Here is a 20,714-nt window from a genome sequence, read left to right on the forward strand (position 1 = left end):
ACCGCGAGGTGTCGCGTGTGTGAACGGGCGTGTCGGCTCAGCGGGTCGCGGGGACGGTCTCGTCGTCGTACACGTTGAAGCGGTAGCCCACATTGCGCACGGTGCCGATGATCTGCTCCTGATCGCCCAGCTTGGCGCGCAGGCGCCGCACGTGCACGTCGACCGTGCGCGTGCCGCCGAAGTAGTCGTACCCCCAGACCTCGCTCAGCAGCTGCTCGCGCGTGAACACCCTGGCGGGGTGCGTGGCGAGGAAGTGCAGGAGCTGGAATTCCTTGTACGTGAGGTCGAGCGGACGGCCGTGCAGCTTCGCCGAGTACGACTGCTCGTCGATCAAGACGCCGGATGCCTGCACGCGGCCTGGCTCGGCGACCTCGTCGCGCCGAGCGAGCGCGAGCCGCACGCGGGCGTCGGTCTCGGCCGGGCCGGCGGTGGCGAGCAGCACGTCGTCGATGCCCCAGTCGCCGGAGAGAGCGCTCATGCCGCCCTCCGTGACGACGAGCAGCAGCGGGGCGTCCTGCCCGGCTGCGCGGAGCAATCGGCACAGCGACTTCGCGCCGACGAGGTCCTGACGGCCGTCGACGATCACGATGTCGTAGTCGGGAGCGCTCACGAGCTGCGCCGGCTCGGCCGCGATCTGCCGCACGCGGTGGCTCAACAGCTCCAGGGCGGGAAGCACCTGCTCCGCAGTCGGAGCATTGGTCAACACCAGAACCTGGGCCACACGCACTCCTTCCAGACGGCGGGGTACGCCGTGGAGCCATGATACCGGGCCGGGATGGGTGAGAATGGAGTCATGACGGAACCTGCGCTTGCACCGAGGAACGCATTCGTCGGCGTGCTCGTCGTCTGGGCGGTCGCCTTCGCAGCGTCGATCGCCATCGGCATCCTGGTCCCGGAGGAGTGGCGGGTGCCGTGGCTCCTCGTCGGCTTCGGCGGCGTCGTGCTCCTGTCCTTCGCCGTGCAGCTCTGGTACGGACGCACGCAGGGATACATCCTCCGGGTCGCCGGCGGTGCACTCGGAGCGCTCCTCGTGATGGGTGTGATCTCGGTCGGGTTCGGCCTCGCCGCCCTCGTCTCCTGATCGAGAGACAGCGGCGCGCGCGGAGGGTAGTGTGGAGGACATGGACCTCATGGCGCTCGAACTCTTCTACATCGGCCTCCTCGGCCTGGCGAGCCTCGCGATCGTGTTCGTCTCGGTCGTCGTGCTGCGCAACCTCTTCCGCGGCCAGCGCTGAGCGCGATGCTCGAGCTGCCCACCGACCTCCCCGCAGATCTCGCGCCGCTCGCCTGGCTGATCGGCGTCTGGGAGGGTACCGGCGTCATCGACTATCCGGTCGGTGACGAGCGGCTGCACGGCGAGTTCACGCATCGTGTGAGTTTCAGCCACGACGGCGGCCCCTTCCTCAACTACGCCGCGACCGCCACCTTCACCGGCGACGGCCACGCGGTGTCCGTCCCCCTCGTCGCGGAGTCGGGGTTCTGGCGCCTCAGCCGTCCGGCCACCGACGCGGATGCCGGCCCCGGTCTGCTTCCGCCGCTTGGCGGCGCCTCAGCGCGAGACGTCGACGACGTGGAGGCGCTGCGCGCGGCATCCGGCGGCTTCCCCCTCGAGGTCTCGATCGCGCACGCCGACGGGATGCTGGAGCTGTACCTGGGCGAGATCAACGGCCCGCGCATCGACATCGGTACGGATGCCGTGGTCCGCGCGGCGGGAGCCAAGGACTACGCCGGCGCCTCGCGCATGTACGGCCTGGTCGACGGGCACTTGCTCTGGGCCTGGGACATCGCGGCGCTCGGCACGCCGCTGCGTTCGCACGCCTCCGCGCGACTGGCGAGGGTCTGACATGGCCGGGTTCGCCGACATCGCGGGTGCGGTCGCGGGTGACGCGGGGATCGCGCACTTCGGCGACGCCTTCCGCGAGCAGCGCCGTCTCGCCGCCGGCGATGCGATCGCCCCGCTCGACGACCGCACGGTGATCGAGGTCGCCGGACCCGAGCGTCTCAGCTGGCTCGACTCGATCACCTCGCAGGCGCTCGGCCGACTGGCCCCCGGCGAGAGCACCGAGCTTCTCGTCCTCGATCCGCAGGGGCGCGTGGAGCATGCGGCGGGGGTCGTCGACGACGGCGCGTCGACGTGGCTCATCGCCGACGCCGGAGACGCCGACGCACTCGCGACCTGGCTGCAGCGCATGAAGTTCCGCACTCAGGCGACGGTCGACGTGCGGCCGGATCTCGCCCTGCTCGGGGTCATCGACGGCGGTGCCGCCGCCCGGCGCATCCTCGCTGTCGCGGCCCGTCCCGCCGGCGTCCCGCTGCTGTGGGTCGATCCGTGGCAGTCCGTGAGCGCGGGCGGGCACCAGTACTCCGAAGTCCCCAGCCACCCGGGTGCGGACCTGGCCTGGCGGGTCGCGATCGTGACACGAGAGGATGCCGAGGCGCTCGCCGCCTCCCTGCAGCCGGAAGAGCTCGCGGGACTGCTCGCCGCCGAGGCGCTGCGCATCGCCGCCTGGCGACCGCGCTGGTCGGCGGAGGTCGACGAGCGCTCGCTGCCGCACGAATCCGACTGGCTGCGCACCGCCGTGCACCTCAACAAGGGCTGCTACCGCGGTCAGGAGACCGTGGCGAAGGTGCACAACCTCGGCCACCCGCCGCGCCGACTCGCTGCCCTGCACCTCGACGGCAGCGACGCCGTGCTGCCTGCCCCGGGCGATCCCGTCTTCGTTGGAGATGACGAGGTCGGGCACATCACCTCCGTCGCGCGCCACCACGAGGACGGCCCGATCGCCCTCGCGATCCTCTCCCGCCGCGCTCCCGTCGGCGACCTCGTCGTGCGCGCAGAGGGCGGCGACATCGCCGCCGCGCAGCAGGTCATCGTTCCCGCGGATGCCGGCGCGACCGCCGACATCCCGCGCCTGACGCGTCTGTCGCGGCGCCCCAGCGCCCCGGATCCGCGCAGCGCCGTCTGAGGCGTTCCGTCCCACCGCGCTCGCTCGACGATCGGGCATTCGCCGGGACCCGTTGCGCGGGTCGTCGAGCGAGGAGCGCAGCGACGAGACGAGACGCGGTGGAATCAGTCGGACGGCGCGACCGCGGCCCACGGGACCGTGAGCTCGCCGAGCCGCCATCGCGATCGCCCGCCCTCGACCGGCCAGCCCTGGGCACGCAGCGCGGCCACGGCGGCGAGGAACCGCTGCGTCGCGCCGAAGGTCGAGAGGGCGGCCGCGCGATCCCATTCGCGGTCGAGGTCGAGGAGCAGGGCGTGCACGCGTTCGCCGGGGACGTTCCGGTGGATGAGCGCCTTCGGCAGCCGCTCCGCCACGATGCCCGGGTGCTCGAGTTCCGACAGCCGCAGCGAGATCGTGAACCGGAGCGGCGTGCCGGTCGCATCGACGTCGACCCAGCTCGCGACCCGTCCGATCTCGTCGCACGTGCCCTCGACGAGCAACCCGGAGGGTGCGAGGCGGGATGCCATCGCGCGCCACGCATCGGCGACGTCGGTCTCGTCGTACTGCCGCAGCACGTTCATGGCGCGGATGACGGATGCCGTGCGACCGGCGCGCAGCGGCACCTCGAACCCACCGCGGCCGAACGACACCCCGAGGTCGGCGGGGAAGGGCGTGCGGCCTGCGCGTACCTCGGCGAGCTGCGCGTCGGCGGTCGCGACGCGCACCGGGTCGAGTTCGAGGCCGCGCACCTCGGCATCCGGTCGCACGCGCCGCAGGCGCAGCGCGAGCTCGAACGCCGTGACTCCGCTCGCGCCATAGCCGAGGTCGACCACCAGCGGATCGGTGGCCCGTCGGAAGGCGGCGCTCGCGGCGATCCAGCGGTCCACGCGCCGTAGGCGGTTGGTCCCGGTGGTGCCCCGGGTGGGCCTGCCGAGGGGAGAGGACGCCATGCCCCCATCCTCCCAGCCCCGGGAAGGGCATTCGACGCCCGCCGTCATCGCGGAGTCCTGCGCCGATAAACTGGCGGCATGACTGCGACGCGTACCCTGATCCTGCTCCGCCACGGCCGGAGCGAGTGGAACGAACTGAACCTCTTCACCGGGTGGGTGGACGTCCGCCTCAACGAGCAGGGCCGCGAGGAAGCCCGTCGTGGCGGCGAGCTGCTGGCCGAGTCCGGGATCCTCCCCGACGTGCTGCACACCTCGCTGTTGAGTCGCGCGATCCAGACCGCGAACATCGCGCTCGACGCCGCCGACCGGCTGTGGATCCCGGTGACCCGCTCCTGGCGTCTCAACGAGCGTCACTACGGCGCCCTGCAGGGCAAGGACAAGGCGCAGACGCTCGAGGAGTTCGGCCCAGAGCAGTTCCAGCTGTGGCGCCGTTCGTTCGACGTGCCGCCGCCCGTGCTCGACGACGACAGCGAGTTCAGCCAGGTGAACGACCCCCGCTACGCCGGCATCGACGGCGAGGTGCCCCGCACCGAGTCGCTCAAGCTCGTGATCGACCGCCTGCTGCCCTACTGGGAGAGCGCGATCGTCCCCGACCTCGAGGCCGGCAAGACGGTGCTCGTCACGGCGCACGGCAACTCGCTGCGCGGTCTCGTGAAGCACCTCGAGGGCATCAGCGACGCCGACATCGCGGAGCTCAACATCCCCACCGGCATCCCGCTGGTCTACGAGCTCGACGAGAACAACGTGCCCACCGGCCCTGGCCGATACCTCGACCCCGAGGCCGCAGCCGCCGGTGCGGCCGCGGTCGCCGCGCAGGGCAAGAAGTAACCGCGCACGCGGGACGACGAAGGGGGCGGATGCTGCGACAGCATCCGCCCCCTTCGTCATGCCGGGTCAGGCGTGCCCGAGCTGCTCCTGCTGCTCGACGGCGAAGGCGATGTCCTCCTCCTGCACCTGCCAGTCGCCGGTCGCGAGGTACACGACCTTCTTGGCGACCGCCACGGCGTGGTCGGCGAAACGCTCGTGGTAGCGGCTGGCGAGCGTGGCGTCGACGGTGGCGGTGGCCTCGCCCTTCCAGTTGTCGCTGAGCACCTTCTCGAAGACGCTGGCGTGCAGCTCGTCGATGTCGTCGTCGGTGTTGCGGATCGTGTCGGCGAGACGGAGATCCTGCGTGCGCAGCAGCTCGGTGAGCGTGCGCGAGATCTCGACGTCGAGCTCGCCCATCTTCGTGAACGTACCCTTCAGGCCGCGCGGGATGGCGCGCTCGGGGAAGCGGAGGCGTGCGAGCTGGGCGATGTGCTCTGACATGTCGCCCATCCGCTCGAGCGACGCGCTCACGCGCAGCGCGAAGACGACGATGCGCAGGTCGCGGGCGACCGGCTGCTGACGGGCGAGGATCTCGATGGCCTGCTCGTCGAGCGCGACCGCCAGCTCGTCGATCTTGGCGTCGTCGGCGATCACCTCCTCGGCGAGGGCGACGTCGCTCGTGGCGAACGCGCGGGTGGCCTTGTCGATCGAGACCGTGACGAGGTCGGCGATCTCCACGAGGCGGGACTGCAGGTCCTCGAGGGACTGGTGGAAGACTTCGCGCATGGGAGGCGCAACCTTTCATTCGGGTCTCGGCTGAGGTGCCAGCGCGAGACGGCTGGGTCGTTCGCGCGTGAGAGAGGACCGCGCTCCCGCACAGGCCCGAAGCGATTGTCTGCCCCGAAGGTTAACGAACGGTGCCCAGCACGTGAATAGTAGTTCTCGTGTCGGCTGAGGGGCGGGCGAACCCGCCGATCGGCAGGTGAACGCACTCTACGCTGGTGACATGACCCTGCCGCAGATCGCGCTGTTCGCGCTGTTCGTCGGTGTCGCGATGGGCGTCGGGCTCTCGCTGGTCGTCGCGTGGGCGTACCGCACGAGGGCGCGGATCGAGAGCGAGACGTCGCTCGTCGTCCCCGACGGCGTCACCGCGGTGCTGGGCAGCATGGACGACGCGGCCTGCGTCGTCGACACCTCGGGATTCGTCCTCGCGGCCTCGAAGCCCGCCGCGCGCTTCGGCATCGAGGTCGGGGCGCCCCTGGAGAACCCGGAGCTCAGACAGCTCGTGCGCAGCGTGCGTGCGGACGGGGCGCCGGCCACCGAGTCGTTGAGGCTCACGCGGGGAGGGCTCAGCCTCGACCCGCGACTCGTCTCGGCGCGCGCCAGCGCGATCAGTCCACGCATGTCGCTGCTCGTGATCCGCGACGTCACGGAGCAGGAGCGCCTCGACCAGATGCGCCGCGACTTCGTCGCGAACACGAGCCACGAGCTGAAGACCCCGGTCGGTGCGGTCACGCTCCTCGCCGAGGCGATCGAGTCGGCGTCGGACGACCCCGCCCAGGTGCGGCACTTCGCCAGCCGGATCTCCGCAGAGGCGGCACGGCTGGGCCAGCTCACCGGGCGCATCATGAGCCTGTCCCGCCTCCAGGCCGACGACGCCCTCTCCGATGCGCGGTCGGTGTCGATCGACGAGGTGCTGGCGTCGGCGATCGAGGCGCACGTCGTGCAGGCCGACTCGGGCGGTGTCGAGATCGCGCGCGGCGGCGACCGGGGCGTGTGGGTGCGCGGCGACTCGCAGATCCTCATCGAGGCCTTCGGCAACCTCATCGCCAACGCCGTGGCCTACTCGCCGCGGGGATCGCGCGTCGGCGTGGGGGTGAAGGCCGACGGCGAGGTCGTCGAGGTCGCCGTGTCCGACCAGGGCATCGGCATCGCGGAGGCCGACCGCGAGCGCATCTTCGAGCGCTTCTACCGCGCGGACGAGGCGCGGTCGCGCCGCACGGGCGGCACGGGCCTCGGGCTGTCGATCGTCAAGCACGCGACGCAGCGGCACGGCGGCGAGGTGCTGCTGTGGTCGAGGCCCGGACGGGGATCGACCTTCACCATCCGGCTTCCCATGATCGACGCCCCCTCGGGGCTGGACCAGGGCAAGAAGAGCAAGAAGAAGCGCGAGCGCAAGGCCGCGAAGGCCGCAGCACGTGTCCGAAACGGAGAGAACGAATGACCCGCATCCTTCTCGTCGAAGACGAACCCGACCTCGCCGACCCGCTCGCGTACCTGCTGCGCCGTGAGGGCTACGAGGTGGAGATCGCCGAAGACGGCCCAGGCGCCCTCACGGCGTTCCGCGAGCGCGGCGCCGACGTCGTGCTGCTCGACCTCATGCTTCCCGGGATGCCGGGCACCGAGGTGTGTCGGCAGATCCGCTCGACCTCGGCGGTGCCGATCATCATGCTCACGGCCAAGGATTCCGAGGTCGACATCGTGGTGGGGCTCGAGCTCGGCGCCGACGACTACATCACGAAGCCGTACTCGTCGCGCGAGCTGCTCGCCCGCATGCGTGCGGTGCTGCGCCGCGTCGTGCAGGCCGAGAGCGAGCTCGACGAGCGCGTGCTTGAGGGCGGGCGCGTGAGTCTCGACATCGATCGGCACACCGTCTCGGTCGCCGGCCAGCAGATCAACATGCCGCTCAAGGAGTTCGAGCTGCTCGAGGTGCTGATGCGCAACTCCGGCCGGGTGCTGACCCGCGGGCAGCTCATCGACCGCGTGTGGGGCAGTGACTACTTCGGCGACACCAAGACGCTCGACGTGCACATCAAGCGCATCCGCTCCCGCATCGAGGAGAACCCGGGCGAGCCCGTCATGCTCGTCACCGTGCGCGGTCTCGGCTATCGCTTCGAGGGCTGACGCCGGGAACGCGAGAGGCCGGCACCCCGCGGGGTGCTGGCCTCTCGGACGTTCGCGATCGACTCACTCCTCGGGAGCCGGCGCCGCGGTGTCGCTCGGTGTGGGGGTCGGCGTCGGCGTGCTCTCGGCCGCGTCTGGCACGAGGTCGGCGTAGTAGGGGAGCTTGCCGTCGAGGACGGGCACCTGGGTCTTCGTGCCGGCGCCGTCTCCGGACTGGAAGTGCATCTCGATGGTCGCGCCCGGCTTGGTGTCGAGGCCGACGATGCGCAGCGGATCCTCGTCCTTCGTGCCGAAGCTGATCGTCTTGCCCGCGGGCACGGTCACCGTGAGCGGGTCGATGCCGGCGATCGTGATCGTGAGCGTCGCCTTGTCGGAGGTCGGGTTGACGACGGCTCCGATGAAGTTGCCCACCGTTCCCTCGTCGTTGGCCACGATGAACGCGTTGCGCACGTCGAGCGGGCCGTCGGTGTCGGAGACGTTCACGCCGTCGGAGGCGGAGTACTGGATCTCCGTCGACTGCGGCGTGATGAAGGTGCAGCCCGTGGCGCCGAGCAGAACGAGGGCGCTGATGGCGGCAGACGCAACAAGGCGCGATTTCACGGGTCCTCCTGAGGTCCGACGGGATATCCGCATCCATTCTATGCGTATGCGGGGAGGCCCCCGTGGACCAGGAGGCGCGAACCTTAGCGCATATCCCCTGTGGTATCCTTGAGGTTGCCGAAAGGACACGTTTTTATGCTTTTTGAGGTTGGCGAGACCGTCGTCTATCCGCACCATGGCGCTGCGACCATCATCGAGGTCAAGGAGCGCATCATCAAGGGCGAGACGAAGAAGTACCTGAAGCTCAACGTCACCCAGGGGGACCTCATCATCGAGGTGCCCGCTGAGAACGTCGATCTCGTGGGAGTTCGCGATGTGATCGGCAAGGAGGGTCTCGACCATGTCTTCGAGGTCCTGCGCGCGCCGTTCACGGAGGAGCCGACCAACTGGTCGCGCCGCTACAAGGCGAACCTCGAGAAGCTCGCTTCGGGTGATGTCATCAAGGTGAGCGAGGTCGTGCGCGACCTGTGGCGCCGCGATCAGGATCGCGGCCTGTCGGCCGGAGAGAAGCGGATGCTGGCGAAGGCCAGGCAGATCCTCATCTCCGAGCTCGCACTGGCCGAGAAGATCGACGAGGACAAGGCGGGCGCACTGCTCGACGAGGTCCTCGCCTCCTGAGTGCTTCTTCGACGGAAGGCGGATGCTTCGGCATCCGCCTTCCGTCGTTCGGCGCCGGTAACGTGAAGGGCGTGACCCTGATACCTGTCCCGGACACCGCGATCATCGTCGTGGCAGCCGGCTCCGGCACCCGCCTCGACGGCGGGGCTCCCAAGGCGTTCGTCGGGATCGACGCGCACTCGATCCTGCGCCACGCGCTCGACGGCGTCTTCGCCGCAGCCCCGGCCCAGATCGTGGTCGTCGCACCAGCGGGATTCGAGGGGGACGCCGAGACCGAGTTGCGCGAGGCCGCAGGAGACCGCTCCGACCTCGGCCGCGTCGTCACGGGAGGCGACACCCGTCAGCAGTCCGTCGCCGCCGGACTCGCGGCGCTGTGGGGCGACGTGCGCACCGTGCTCGTCCACGACGCGGCCCGCGCCCTGACTCCGCCCGAGGTCATCGACGCGGTGCGGGGCGCCGTCGACGCCGAGACCGGCATCCTGCCGACGCTCCCGGTCGTCGACACCCTCAAGCGGGTGGACGGGGATGCCGTGGTCGGGCCCATCGATCGCTCCGAGCTCGCCGCGGCGCAGACGCCGCAGGGCTTCCCGCGCGCGCTCCTCGAACGCGCCTACGAGCGGGCGTTCGCCGACGGCATCGAGTACACCGACGATGCCGCTCTCTTCGCCGCGGCCGGCCACGGGGTACGGCACATCACCGGATCGGCGCGGGGGTTCAAGATCACCACACCGGCAGACCTGGAGCGGGCCAGACATCTGCTCGCCGAGTCCGCACCGTCGGCGACGGAGCTCGACGCGCAGCGCCCCGTCGCGACCCGTGTCGGCATCGGCACCGACGTCCATGCGTTCGGGGGCGAGGGGGATCTCTGGCTCGCCGGACTCGAGTGGCAGGGCGAGCAGCCGCTGTCAGGGCACAGCGACGGCGACGCCGTGGCGCACGCCATCGTCGATGCGCTCCTCGGGGCCGCCGGGCTCGGCGACATCGGAGAGCACTTCGGCACGGCGCATCCCGAGTACGCCGGTGCGCACGCCGCGGTCTTCCTCGCGCGGACGCGCGAACTGCTCGCCGACGCCGGCTTCGAGATCGGCAACGTCTCGGCGCAGTTCCAGGGAAACCGGCCGCGTTTCAGCGCACGCCGCGTCGAGGCCGAACGGGTGCTCTCGGCCGCTCTCGGCGGTGCTCCCGTGTCGATCACGGCCACGACCACCGACGGCCTCGGGTTCACGGGACGCGGCGAGGGCATCTCGGTCACGGCGATCGCCCTGATCCACAGCAACGGCCGTCGTGCCGGGAAGGAGTCATGATGAAGGTCCTCATCATCGGAGCCCACGGATCCGTCGGCCGCACGGCCGTCGCCGCGCTCGAAGGCCACGACGTGATCGAGGCGTCTCGCAGCGGCGACCATCCCGTCGACGCCACCGACCCGGCATCCATCGAGCGCCTGTTCGCGGAGGTGGGAGAGGTGGATGCCGTGATCGTCGCGCTCGGAAGCGTCGCCTTCCGCCCGCTCGCCGACCTGAGCAGGGACGACTACGAGTCGGCGTTCCGCAGCAAGGTGCTCGCACAGCTCGACGTCGTGCGGATCGGCACGCCTTTCGTGCGTGACGGAGGGTCGTTCACGCTGACGTCGGGCGTCCTCGCCCGCGAGCCCATCGCGACCGGCGCGGCCGCGTCGCTCGTCAACGGTGCTCTCGAGTCCTTCGTGATCGCCGCCGCGACCGAGCTGCCGCGCGGGATCCGCATCAACGCCGTGAGTCCCTCGGTGCTGGAGGACGCTCCGTCGTACCACTCGTCGTTCCCGGGATTCGTCCCCGTCTCGTCGCATCGGGTCGGGCAGGCCTTCGCGAAGAGCGTGCTCGGGGTGCAGACCGGGCGGGTGCTCGCCGTCGACTGAGCTCGCCTGACGGACTCCCGGGTTCGCGATCACCCCGCCCGGTAGGCTTGACCGGTGACTCTGCGCCTCTACGACACCCGCGAACAGCGGCTGCGTGACTTCGTGCCTCTCGATCGCGAGAACATCACGATGTACGTGTGCGGACCCACCGTGCAGTCGGGACCCCACATCGGGCACGTCCGTGCCGCTCTGAGCTTCGATCTGCTGCGTCGCTGGCTCGAGCTCCGACACGGCCGCGTCACGTTCGTGCGCAACGTCACCGACATCGACGACAAGGTGCTCGCGAACGCGACCGATGCCGAGCCCTGGTGGGCGCTGGCGTACCGGATGGAGCAGGAGTTCAGCCGCGCGTATTCGGCGATCGGCATCCTGCCGCCCACCTACGAGCCGCGCGCCACGGCATCCGTCCCGCAGATGCAGGAGCTCATCGCGACGCTCATCGAGCGCGGTCACGCGTACCCGGCTCCGGACGGGTCCGGCGACGTCTACTTCGACGTGCACTCCTGGCCGACCTACGGCGCGCTCACGAACCAGTCGGTCGACGCGATGGAGGCCGCGGGGGACGCGGACCCCCGGGGCAAGCGAGCCCCGCAGGACTTCGCGCTGTGGAAGGGCGCCAAGCCGGACGAGCCGCGGGATGCCGTGTGGCGGTCGCCCTGGGGTGCCGGCCGACCCGGCTGGCACATCGAGTGCTCGGCCATGTCGCGTCGCTATCTCGGCGACTCCTTCGACATCCACGGCGGGGGACTGGACCTCCGGTTCCCGCACCACGAGAACGAGCTCGCCCAGTCGACCGCGGCCGGCCTCGGCTTCGCCAACTACTGGGTGCACAACGGTCTCGTGACCGTCGGCGGTCAGAAGATGTCGAAGTCGCTCGGTAACTTCACCCTCGCGGCCGACGTTCTTCGGGAGCACGACCCGCTCGTCGTCCGTTACGCGCTCGCCGCGGCCCACTACCGATCGAGCCTCGACCTCTCCGAGTCGTCGTGGAGCGAGGCGGAGGCCGCTCTCGGCCGGATCGGCGGCTTCCTGCAGCGCGTCGGCCGCGTCGCCGGCGGCGGCATCGGATTCATGGCGGCGCAGAGCATCCCCGCGGCCTTCGCGGAGGCGATGGACGACGACCTCGGCGTCCCGCAGGCGCTCGCGGTGCTGCACGAGACCGTGCGGTCCGGCAACACCGCGCTCGACTCCGGAGACACGGATGCCGCGCTCGGCGCCGCTCGCGAGGTGCTCGCGATGACCTCGGTGCTGGGGCTCGTGCCGTCGTCGGCGTCGACGGCCTCCACGGCGCACGCGACAGCGCTCGACGCACTCGTGCAGGAGATGATCACGCAGCGCGCGCAAGCGCGCGCTGACAAGGACTGGGCGGCGGCGGATCGCATCCGTGACGCGATCGCCGCCGCAGGAATCACGCTGGAGGACACTCCGGCCGGAACTCATTGGAGTATCGATGGCTAAGCCAGGCAACCCCTCAGCGGGCAAGGGAAAGAAGAAGGGCCCCACCAAGGGCTCCGGCGGCAAGGGGCGTAGCTCGCTCGAAGGACGCGGACCGACGCCGAAGGCGGAGGACCGCGCGTGGCACCCGGCGGGCAAGCGCAAGGCAGCGGCGGAGCGCTACGCCGCCGCCGGGGGACGGGGCAAGCCCGGCGGGCGTCAGGCGTCCGGCGGAAACCCGAACCGTTCATCGCGCGTCAAGGACAACACGACCGACACCGAGACGGTCACCGGCCGTAACTCCGTGCTCGAGGCGCTGCGTGCCCGGATCCCCGCGACGGCGTTCTACATCGCGCAGCGCGTCGAGATGGACGACCGCGTCAAGGAGATGCTGTCGATCGCCACGAACCGCGGCATCCCGGTGCTCGAGGTCACGCGCCAGGAGCTGGACCGCATGGCCGGGTTCGACGGCGTGCACCAGGGCGTCGCGATCAAGGTCCCGCCGTACGAGTACGCGCACCCGCAGGACCTCCTGGAGCAGGTCATCGACAAGGGCGAGGTCCCGCTCTTCGTGGCGCTCGACGGCATCACCGACCCGCGCAACCTCGGAGCGATCATCCGCTCCACCGGCGCTTTCGGCGGTCACGGCATCATCCTGCCGCAGCGCCGCTCGGCCGGCGTGAACTCGGCGGCCTGGAAGACGAGCGCCGGCGCGGCCGCGCGCGTGCCCGTCGCGCTCGCGTCGAACCTCACCACGCAGCTCAAGGAGTTCAAGAAGCAAGGCGTGTTCGTGCTCGGACTCGACGGCGACGGCGACGTGCTGCTCCCCGACCTGCAGCTCGCCGACCGTCCGGTCGTGATCGTCACGGGGTCCGAGGGCAAGGGGCTGTCGCGCCTCGTCGCCGAGACCTGCGACCAGATCGTGTCGATCCCGATCTCGGCGGTGACCGAGTCCCTCAACGCCGGCATCGCGACGTCCGTCGCGCTCTACCAGGTCTCCACCATCCGCAACGCCAAATAGGGAGAGTCACCATGGCCCGCATCGTCGTCCTCGGAGGAACCGGCTACGCCGGCGCGCACATCGTGACCGAGGCGGTGAGCCGCGGTCACGAGGTCATCGCGATCTCCCGCTCCGAGCCCGCCGCCCCGGTCGAGGGCGTGTCGTACGTGCAGGGGTCGGCGCTCGACCCCGCTTCTCTCGCCAACGCCTTCGACGGCGCGGATGCCGTGGTCTCGGCGCTCTCGCCGCGCGGGGACATGACCGACCGGGTGCTGGAGGCCCTGCGCAACGTCATCGCGGAGCTCGCCGACACCTCGACCCGCCTCGGGGTCGTCGGCGGCGCTGGTGGCAGCCTCGTCGCTCCGGATGGCCCGCGGCTCTTCGACCTGGACTTCCCCGAGGAGTACAGGCACGAGGCACAGGTCGGCATCGATTCGCTCGCGCTGCTGGAGCAGTCGGATGCCGATCTCGACTGGTTCTTCATCCACCCGGCCGAGGTCTTCGGGCCCTGGGCGGAGGGCGAGCGCACCGGCCGCTACCGCGACGGGGGAGACGTGCTGGTGCGCGACGCCGAGGGGCAGTCGTTCATCTCCGGCGCGGACTTCGCGGTCGCGGTCGTCGACGAGATCGAACAGGGCAACCACCACCGCGAGCGGTTCACGGTCGGCTACTGACCCCCGTCAGACCAGGTCGCGCCAGTCGATCTCGTCGTCGACCGCGACCGCCGTCGACCCCGTCACGACCGGCAGGCTCATGGTCTCGGTCGGCGGGCCCATGATCGTGGCCTCGTCGCGGCGGTGACGGAGCACCTCGTTGATGTAGCTCGTGAGCACCTCGGCGAGCGGGACGGAGCGGCCCTGCGCCTGAGACAGGTACCAGCGGTGCTCGAGCACCTGGTGGAAGACCTCGGCTGGCTCGAGCTTGGCACGCAGCTCGTAGGGGATCGCCCGCACGACGGGTTCGAACACCCGGGTGAGCCATTCGTGGGCGTACATCTCCTCGTCCGACCACTGCTTGGTCGAGCGGGCGCGGAACTCGTCGAGGTCGTTCAGCAGCCGTCTGGCCTGGTTCTCCTCGACGTCGAGCCCCGTGAGGCGGATCAGTCGTCGCTGGTGGTGCCCCGCATCCACGACCTTCGGCTGGATCTCCACGACGGTGCCGTCGGAGGTCGTCGACATCGACATCTCGTCGATGTCGAAACCGAGCGCGTTGAGCCGCTCGACGCGCTCGGTGATGCGCCAGGTCTCTGCCGCGGAGAACGATTCCTGAGCGGTCAGCTCGGCCCACAGCGAGCGGTACGACGACACGATGCCGTCGGCGATGGCGACGGCATCCACTCCGCGTTCGAGCCGGCCGCCGGCCGCGAGGTCCATGATCTCGCCGGCGATGTTCGTGCGGGCGAGGTCGAGGTCGTAGGCGCGCTGCCCGTCGGTGAGCCCCTCCTCGTGCAGCTCGCCGGTCTCGGCGTCGACGAGGTAGGCGGCGAACGCCCCGGCGTCCCGGCGGAACAGGGTGTTCGACAGCGAGACGTCGCCCCAGTAGAAGCCGACGTTGTGCAGGCGCACGAGCAGCACAGCCAGGGCGTCGACGAGGCGGTTCGCGGTGTCGGGGCGGAGCACCCGCGTGAACAGCGCACGGTACGGCATGGAGAAGCGCAGGTGCGAGGTGACCAGTGCCGCCGGGAGCGGTTCACCCGAGGCGTCGCTGCGACCGGCTATCGCCGCGACGCGGCTCACGCAGGGCACGTCGAGGCGGGCGAGGTTGCCGAGCATCTCGTACTCGCGGCGAGCCATCTCCTCGGTCGTCTCCTTGACCGCGACGACCTTGCCCGATAGGTCGGCGAAGCGCACGAGGTGACGCGAGAGCCCCTTCGGGAGGGAGACGATGTGCTCGGACGGCCAGGCGCCCAGCGGGGTCGACCAGGGCAGCGACAGCAGCCCGGGGTCGACCGAACTCGCGGTGATGCGCAGCGCCTGCGGCATGGCTCTCCTGTCGACGAGAGGGAGGTCGGGAAACAGAAGCGGCGCGGGCGACCGAAGTCTGCCCGCGCCGCGTCAGCGGTTCCGATCAGGCGGAGACGATCGGCTTGTCGTTCAGGCGGTCGCCCGACTCGAGGTCGAAGGCGTGCACGTGACCGGGGTTCGCGGCCAGGGTCACGGTCTCGCCCGCGTTCGGGTGGTTGCGGCCGTCGACGCGTGCGACGAGATCGGTGCGCTTACCGTTGATGTCGGTGTGGCCGTACAGGTAACCGTCGGCGCCGAGCTCCTCGACGAGGTCGACGACGACCGAGAGGCCCTTGCCGTCGGCCGGACCGACCGTGATGTCCTCGGGGCGCACACCCACGGTGACCTGCGAGCCGTTCGCACGGCCAACGGTGTCGCGGTCGAGCGGGACGGTCTCGGTGCCGAAGAGCACGCCGCCGTCGGCCAGGTCGGCCGAGAACAGGTTCATGGCGGGCGAGCCGATGAAGCCGGCGACGAACACGTTGTTCGGCTTCTCGTACAGGTCGCGCGGCGAGCCGACCTGCTGGAGCAGGCCGTCCTTGAGTACGGCGATGCGGTCGCCCATGGTCAGAGCCTCGGTCTGGTCGTGCGTGACGTAGACCGTGGTGACACCGAGGCGGCGCTGCAGCGACGCGATCTGCGTACGCGTCTGCACGCGCAGCTTGGCGTCGAGGTTCGACAGCGGCTCGTCCATGAGGAACACCTGCGGCTGACGCACGATGGCGCGACCCATGGCGACACGCTGACGCTGACCACCCGAGAGGGCCTTCGGCTTGCGGGTCAGGTACTGCTCGAGGTCGAGGAGCTTCGCCGCCTCGAGGACGCGGGAGGCCCGCTCCTCCTTGCCGACACCGGCGATCTTGAGCGCGAAGCCCATGTTCTCGGCGACCGTCATGTGCGGGTACAGCGCGTAGTTCTGGAACACCATCGCGATGTCGCGGTCCTTCGGCGGCACGTCGGTGACGTCGCGGTCACCGATGAGGATGCGACCGGCGTTGACCTCTTCGAGGCCGGCGAGCATGCGGAGGGAGGTGGACTTACCGCAACCCGAGGGGCCGACCAGGACGAGGAACTCGCCGTCTCCGACTTCGAGGTTGAGCTTGTCGACGGCCGGGCGGGTGCCGCCCGGGTAGAGGCGGGTGGCCTCGTCGAAAGTCACAGATGCCATTGTGTTTCTCCTTCACCGGCAGGTACGTGCCGGACGATCCGTAGTGATAGAGCGGCGGTTCGACCCGCCGTGACCCCTCATCGGGTCGGGATCAGTATGTCAGAATCCAGAGCGTCTGGGTATTTCTCAGCCTGGCTGGTTAGCATCGATCTCGGCCGCGCATCCGCGGCGATCGCCTCCCGAACGGCGATCGGGGGCCACCCTGCCCCTCCCCGGACTGTCAAGAGGAACGATGTCGAGCGACGAGACGCCGAACGTCCCCACATCTCGCACTTCACGCGAGGTCGTGCGGGAGAAGGCACAGAAGGTGCACGCCCAGCAGTCGAGGGCGCGCGTCATGCGACGGATCATCATCGGCGCGATCGCCGTGGTCGCCGTCGGAGCAATCGGTACCGCGGTGACGCTCGCGGTGTCGGCGCAGATCTCGAAGCCGCAGCTTTCGCCCGGTGGCATGGACAACGACGGCATCCTCGTCTCCGACGTCAGTGCCACCGCGGTCGCCGACGAGGTCCCTGCGACGCCCAGCCCCGATGAGACGGATGCCGGTGCCGCGACGACTCCCGCTCCGCAGCCCACGACGTCGAGCTCGGTCGACATCCACGTCTACGTCGACTACCTGTCGCCCGATGCCGGCGAGTTCGAGCGTGCGAACGCGCGCCAGCTCGTGAACTGGATCACCGAGGGGGCAGCGACGGTCACGTACCACCCGGTGGCGCTCCTGACCGCGAGTTCCAACGGCACCAAGTACTCGCTGCGCGCAGCGGGTGCTGCGGCGTGCGTCGCCACGCACTCGCCTGCGCAGTTCTACGCGTTCAACCACGACCTCCTCGAGGACCAGCCCGAGGTCAACACCGACGGCTACTCCGACTCGGAGCTCGCTGACATCGCCGGCGCCGTGGGGTCGGACAAGATCAAGACGGTGCGCTCCTGCATCGAGGACCAGGACTACGTCACCTGGGCCAAGGAGGCCACGTCGCGTGCACTCGAGGGTCCGCTCGTCGGATCCGACGACCTCGTCCTCTCGTCGGCGCCCATGATCGTCGTGAACGGGGAGGCCTACGTCGGCGCCCTCGACGACCCGGTCGAGTTCTCGCAGTTCGTGCTGACTGTGTCGAACGACGCGTCGCAGGAGGCCGCGACGCCGTCGCCGACCCCGACGCCCACTCCGACCGCGACGCCGTAGTTCGTTCGCAGACGCCGCCCCTCGCTAAGCTGGGTGGCGTCCGCCGACTTGGCGCAATTGGTAGCGCACCGTACTTGTAATACGGGGGTTACGGGTTCGAGTCCCGTAGTCGGCTCTGTCCTTGGGCGATGTCTCCGCCGTCCGACTTTCGGTGTCACACGCGAAATACTCGGCGTGCGACTCCGGTTGTCTCGAGTATGACTCGCATCGGAAACAGTGACCTGACCGTCTTCCCGCTCTCGCTCGGCGGCAACGTGTTCGGCTGGACCGCCGACCGCGACACCTCGTTCGCCGTGCTCGACGCCTTCGTCGACGGGGGAGGGGATTTCGTCGACACCGCCGATTCGTACAGTGCCTGGGCGCCGGGCAACTCGGGCGGAGAGAGCGAGACGATCATCGGCGAGTGGCTCGCGTCGAGGAAGCCCGAAGGCATGGTCGTCGCGACCAAGGTCAGCCAGCACCCCGACTTCTCGGGCCTCGCCGGTGCGAATGTGCGCGCGGCCGCCGAGGCATCGCTGCGCCGCCTCGGCGTCGACGCGATCGACCTCTACTACGCGCACTTCGACGACGCCGACACCCCGCTCGACGAGACGGTCGAGGCCTTCGGCCGCCTCGTCGCCGACGGCCTCGTCCGGAACATCGCGGTCTCGAACTACTCCGCCGACCGCATCCGCGAATGGATCGACATCTCCGACCGGATCGGCGTCCCGCGTCCGGTCGCCGTGCAGCCGCACTACAACCTCGTGCATCGCAACGACGTCGAAGAGCAGATCATCCCGGTGGCCGAGGAGTTCGACCTCGGCCTCGTGCCGTACTACTCGCTCGCGAGCGGATTCCTCACCGGCAAGTACCGCTCCACGGATACCGCCGGCCAGTCGTCGCCCCGCGCCGGCGGCGCCGCGAAGTACGCGACCGATGCGGGGCTGCGCATCATCGACGCACTCGAGGAGATCGGTCACGCTCACGGCGCCTCGATCGCGGCGACCTCGCTGGCCTGGCTGCGCGCCCAGCCGACGGTCGTCGCGCCGATCGCCAGCGCGCGCACCGTCGAGCAGGTCCCCGACCTGCTGGCAGGCGGCCGTCTGGAGCTCACCGACGACGAGGTGGCTGTACTGAACCGCGTCTCGGAATGGACGCCCTCGGCGTCCTGACCGTCCTGCACCGAGACGCAGAAGCGCCGGCGTCTGCGGACGTGGGCGCTTCTGCGTCTCGGTGCCTCAGCTCGTCAGCGCTCCCCGGGGAGCGAATCGTCGCTCACGAGACCCAGCCGGTGCGCGAGGATCACGGCGTGGATGCGGTCTCGAGCCCCCAGTTTCGACAGCACGCGCCCGACATGGGTCTTCACGGTCGACTCGCTCACGTACAGCTCCTGGGCGATCTCGGCGTTCGTGAGGCCGCGCGCCATCTCCAGGAACACGTCGCGCTCCCGCTCGGTGAGCGCCGTCGTCGGATCGTCGCCGGGCGAGGGCGCGGGTGAGGCGTCCGGCGCGCCGTCGAGCTGCGGGGCCACGTGCTCGAGCAGCCTGCGCGTGACGCTCGGCGCCAGGGCCGCATCGCCCCGATGCACGGCGCGAACGGCTGCGATCATCTCCTGACGGTGCGCGTCCTTGAGCAGGAAACCGCTGGCACCGGCGCGGATGGCGCCGAACGCGTACTCGTCGAGGTCGAACGTCGTCAGCACCAGCACCCTGCTGTCCGGGTGCTCGCGCACGATCGCCTCGGTCGCCGCGATCCCGTCGAGGCCCGGCATGCGGATGTCCATGAGAACCAGGTCCGGATGCAGGGCCGCGGTCTGCGCGATCGCGGCATGCCCGTCTCCGGCCTCACCCACCACCACCATGTCGGCTTCCGCCTCGAGCACCATGCGGAAGCCGAGGCGGATGAGTTCCTGGTCGTCGACGAGCAGGATCGAGATCGGGTCGGTCATGACGGCTCCTCCGGGGCGAGTGCGACGGGGTCGGGGGTGTGGTCGACGGGCAGCTCGGCGCGCAGCCTCCATCGCCCCCCCGCGGCGGGTTCCGAGACGAAGGCGCCGTGCACATGTGCGGCTCGTTCGGCGAGGCCGCGGAGCCCGAAGCCCGAGGTGCCGGCCGCTCCGGTGGCGCCGTCGTTGAGGATCTCGACGATGACGCTCCCCGGGCTGTGGACGATGCGCGCGGCGATCGACGTCGCCGACGGCGCGTGACGCATGGCGTTGGTAACCCCCTCCTGCACGATGCGCCCCACCGCATGCGCGAGAGCGGGGGAGAGGACGGACGTGCCGGATTCCGTGAGTGTGACGGGGAAACCGGCGCGTTGCGCGGTCGCGACCGTCTCCCGCGGATCCACCGGTGCCACCGGCGCCAGAGGAGCGGTTGCCTCCGCATCGCGGAGCACACCCAGCATGGCCCGCATCTCGGTGAGGGCGTCGCGCGCAGTCGCGGCCACAGCGGAGGAGGCGGCAGCGGCCTGCTCCCGATCGGATGTGGCCGCAGCGCCCTCCGACAGGGCGACGATCACGGTGAGCGAGTGCGACACGATGTCGTGCATCTCCCGCGCGATGCGCGCCCGCTCGGAGGCGGCGGCGAGCTGCGCCTGCTGATCACGCTCGACGAGCAGCTGGCGGGAACGGTCGATCACGGCGGCGATGTACCGTTTGCGGCCGCCGACATTCACGCCGATGAGGGTGCCGATCAGGCCGAGCACGAGAACGGTGAGGGCGGTGTTGAGTCCGATCTGCAACGAGACGACGCCGGTGAGCACAAGAGGCGTCGCCAGCGTCACCAGCGAGGCCACGGCGATGCCGAGGCCCGTCCATGCCGCGCGCGACGAGCGGTAGACGGCGAGCGAGTAGCACGCGACGAACATCAGCGGCGTACCGGCCGGCTGGTCGGCGAAGAGGAGGAGCCCCTCGACACCGGCGGAGGCGACGAACGGGACGAGCGGCGCGATGCGTCGCCACAGCAGGGTGACGCAGGCGGCGATGATCGCGATCGGAGCCACGGCCGCGAACGCGAGGGAGACCGGGCCCTGAGCAGTGCGGTCGAAAGGTGACGCGGGGAGGAGGGAGAGGGCGAGGCAGAAGAGGGTGATCAGCACGTCGGCGACGACGGGATGCCGCGCCCAGAAGCGGCGGAGAACGCCGGGAGGACGCGGCAGCCGCAGCTCCTCCTCCTCGCGGAGGGAGCTGCGGCTGCGCGTGCTGGTCACCGGGGAACTCTACGCGGCC

The 20,714-nt window shown here is 70.2% G+C and carries 22 protein-coding genes and 1 tRNA gene; 15 read left to right on the forward strand and 8 right to left on the reverse strand.

Annotation, left to right across the window (positions count from 1 at the left end; genetic code table 11):
* Positions 1-37: 37 nt before the first annotated feature.
* Positions 38-721: a winged-helix domain-containing protein gene (locus tag RAC69_RS06955; protein ID WP_375086088.1), complete on the reverse strand. Its 684-nt coding sequence runs from the start codon at positions 719-721 to the stop codon at positions 38-40.
* Positions 722-793: 72 nt separating this feature from the next.
* Between RAC69_RS06955 and RAC69_RS06960 the strand changes: the two genes are divergently transcribed.
* The 3 genes from RAC69_RS06960 to RAC69_RS06970 all read left to right on the forward strand — a co-directional run bounded on the left by RAC69_RS06960 (position 794) and on the right by RAC69_RS06970 (position 2,966).
* Positions 794-1,081 carry a hypothetical protein gene (locus tag RAC69_RS06960; RefSeq protein WP_375086090.1) on the forward strand — a complete coding sequence of 96 codons (288 nt, stop codon included), beginning with the start codon at positions 794-796 and terminating at the stop codon, positions 1,079-1,081.
* A 159-nt stretch (positions 1,082-1,240) separates the two neighbouring features.
* Positions 1,241-1,843 (forward strand): FABP family protein, encoded by a 603-nt coding sequence (locus RAC69_RS06965; RefSeq protein ID WP_375086091.1) that lies wholly within the window; start codon positions 1,241-1,243, stop codon positions 1,841-1,843.
* 1 nt (position 1,844) lies between these two features.
* Positions 1,845-2,966: a YgfZ/GcvT domain-containing protein gene (locus tag RAC69_RS06970; RefSeq protein ID WP_375086092.1), complete on the forward strand. Its 1,122-nt coding sequence runs from the start codon at positions 1,845-1,847 to the stop codon at positions 2,964-2,966.
* Positions 2,967-3,070: 104 nt separating this feature from the next.
* Here RAC69_RS06970 and RAC69_RS06975 read toward each other — a convergent pair whose 3' ends face one another.
* The gene (locus tag RAC69_RS06975) at positions 3,071-3,895 is read right to left on the reverse strand and encodes a class I SAM-dependent methyltransferase (protein ID WP_375086093.1); all 825 of its coding nucleotides are present in this window, start codon (positions 3,893-3,895) and stop codon (positions 3,071-3,073) included.
* A gap of 78 nt (positions 3,896-3,973) precedes the next feature.
* On the opposite strand from RAC69_RS06975, the gene RAC69_RS06980 reads away from it, so the two are divergent.
* Positions 3,974-4,723 carry a phosphoglyceromutase gene (locus RAC69_RS06980; RefSeq protein WP_341933735.1) on the forward strand — a complete coding sequence of 250 codons (750 nt, stop codon included), beginning with the start codon at positions 3,974-3,976 and terminating at the stop codon, positions 4,721-4,723.
* A gap of 66 nt (positions 4,724-4,789) precedes the next feature.
* Here the strand turns inward: RAC69_RS06980 and phoU are convergent, their stop codons facing one another.
* Complete coding sequence (gene phoU / locus RAC69_RS06985; protein WP_341933736.1) at positions 4,790-5,488, reverse strand: phosphate signaling complex protein PhoU; 699 nt, start codon at positions 5,486-5,488, stop codon at positions 4,790-4,792.
* Positions 5,489-5,708: 220 nt separating this feature from the next.
* Here phoU and RAC69_RS06990 point away from each other — a divergent pair, with 220 nt between their 5' ends.
* A complete protein-coding gene (locus RAC69_RS06990) occupies positions 5,709-6,926 on the forward strand; it encodes an ATP-binding protein (protein ID WP_341933737.1) in 1,218 nt (405 codons plus the stop codon).
* Positions 6,923-7,606 (forward strand): response regulator transcription factor, encoded by a 684-nt coding sequence (locus tag RAC69_RS06995; RefSeq protein ID WP_096714925.1) that lies wholly within the window; start codon positions 6,923-6,925, stop codon positions 7,604-7,606. Before RAC69_RS06990 ends, RAC69_RS06995 begins: the two co-directional genes overlap by 4 nt.
* Before the next feature lie 63 nt (positions 7,607-7,669).
* Here RAC69_RS06995 and RAC69_RS07000 read toward each other — a convergent pair whose 3' ends face one another.
* Positions 7,670-8,206 (reverse strand): DNA modification methylase, encoded by a 537-nt coding sequence (locus RAC69_RS07000; protein WP_341933738.1) that lies wholly within the window; start codon positions 8,204-8,206, stop codon positions 7,670-7,672.
* A 135-nt stretch (positions 8,207-8,341) separates the two neighbouring features.
* On the opposite strand from RAC69_RS07000, the gene RAC69_RS07005 reads away from it, so the two are divergent.
* From RAC69_RS07005 to RAC69_RS07030, 6 genes are all read left to right on the forward strand, one after another.
* Positions 8,342-8,824 (forward strand): CarD family transcriptional regulator, encoded by a 483-nt coding sequence (locus tag RAC69_RS07005; protein WP_050722636.1) that lies wholly within the window; start codon positions 8,342-8,344, stop codon positions 8,822-8,824.
* 71 nt (positions 8,825-8,895) lie between these two features.
* Positions 8,896-10,128 carry a 2-C-methyl-D-erythritol 4-phosphate cytidylyltransferase gene (gene ispD, locus RAC69_RS07010; protein WP_375086095.1) on the forward strand — a complete coding sequence of 411 codons (1,233 nt, stop codon included), beginning with the start codon at positions 8,896-8,898 and terminating at the stop codon, positions 10,126-10,128.
* A complete protein-coding gene (locus tag RAC69_RS07015) occupies positions 10,128-10,718 on the forward strand; it encodes a short chain dehydrogenase (RefSeq protein ID WP_375086096.1) in 591 nt (196 codons plus the stop codon). The genes ispD and RAC69_RS07015 overlap by 1 nt, the downstream gene beginning before the upstream one ends.
* 54 nt (positions 10,719-10,772) lie before the next feature.
* Entirely contained in the window at positions 10,773-12,176 is a 1,404-nt protein-coding gene (gene cysS / locus RAC69_RS07020) for a cysteine--tRNA ligase (protein WP_375086097.1), read from the forward strand.
* On the forward strand, positions 12,169-13,173 hold the full coding sequence (gene rlmB, locus RAC69_RS07025) for a 23S rRNA (guanosine(2251)-2'-O)-methyltransferase RlmB (protein WP_341933742.1): 1,005 nt from the start codon (positions 12,169-12,171) through the stop codon (positions 13,171-13,173). Before cysS ends, rlmB begins: the two co-directional genes overlap by 8 nt.
* An 11-nt stretch (positions 13,174-13,184) precedes the next feature.
* On the forward strand, positions 13,185-13,826 hold the full coding sequence (locus RAC69_RS07030) for an NAD(P)-dependent oxidoreductase (protein ID WP_375086099.1): 642 nt from the start codon (positions 13,185-13,187) through the stop codon (positions 13,824-13,826).
* Between the two features lie 6 nt (positions 13,827-13,832).
* Here the strand turns inward: RAC69_RS07030 and RAC69_RS07035 are convergent, their stop codons facing one another.
* Both RAC69_RS07035 and RAC69_RS07040 read right to left on the reverse strand, forming a co-directional pair.
* Positions 13,833-15,134 carry a DUF4032 domain-containing protein gene (locus RAC69_RS07035; protein WP_375086100.1) on the reverse strand — a complete coding sequence of 434 codons (1,302 nt, stop codon included), beginning with the start codon at positions 15,132-15,134 and terminating at the stop codon, positions 13,833-13,835.
* Between the two features lie 85 nt (positions 15,135-15,219).
* The gene (locus RAC69_RS07040; protein WP_341933745.1) at positions 15,220-16,323 is read right to left on the reverse strand and encodes a sn-glycerol-3-phosphate ABC transporter ATP-binding protein UgpC; all 1,104 of its coding nucleotides are present in this window, start codon (positions 16,321-16,323) and stop codon (positions 15,220-15,222) included.
* 286 nt (positions 16,324-16,609) lie between these two features.
* Here RAC69_RS07040 and RAC69_RS07045 point away from each other — a divergent pair, with 286 nt between their 5' ends.
* The 3 genes from RAC69_RS07045 (at position 16,610) to RAC69_RS07055 (ending at position 18,657) form a co-directional block, all read left to right on the forward strand.
* Positions 16,610-17,506 carry a thioredoxin domain-containing protein gene (locus tag RAC69_RS07045; protein ID WP_375086102.1) on the forward strand — a complete coding sequence of 299 codons (897 nt, stop codon included), beginning with the start codon at positions 16,610-16,612 and terminating at the stop codon, positions 17,504-17,506.
* A 42-nt stretch (positions 17,507-17,548) separates the two neighbouring features.
* A tRNA-Thr gene (locus tag RAC69_RS07050) sits at positions 17,549-17,621 on the forward strand.
* 82 nt (positions 17,622-17,703) lie between these two features.
* Complete coding sequence (locus tag RAC69_RS07055) at positions 17,704-18,657, forward strand: aldo/keto reductase (RefSeq protein WP_375086104.1); 954 nt, start codon at positions 17,704-17,706, stop codon at positions 18,655-18,657.
* A 74-nt stretch (positions 18,658-18,731) separates the two neighbouring features.
* Here RAC69_RS07055 and RAC69_RS07060 read toward each other — a convergent pair whose 3' ends face one another.
* Both RAC69_RS07060 and RAC69_RS07065 read right to left on the reverse strand, forming a co-directional pair.
* Positions 18,732-19,433 carry a response regulator gene (locus RAC69_RS07060; protein WP_375086106.1) on the reverse strand — a complete coding sequence of 234 codons (702 nt, stop codon included), beginning with the start codon at positions 19,431-19,433 and terminating at the stop codon, positions 18,732-18,734.
* Complete coding sequence (locus tag RAC69_RS07065; protein ID WP_375086108.1) at positions 19,430-20,695, reverse strand: sensor histidine kinase; 1,266 nt, start codon at positions 20,693-20,695, stop codon at positions 19,430-19,432. The genes RAC69_RS07060 and RAC69_RS07065 overlap by 4 nt, the downstream gene beginning before the upstream one ends.
* Between the last annotated feature and the right edge of the window lie 19 nt (positions 20,696-20,714).

The sequence above is a fragment of the Microbacterium sp. LS_15 genome, assembly GCF_041954735.1.
Taxonomy (GTDB): Bacteria; Actinomycetota; Actinomycetes; order Actinomycetales; family Microbacteriaceae; genus Microbacterium.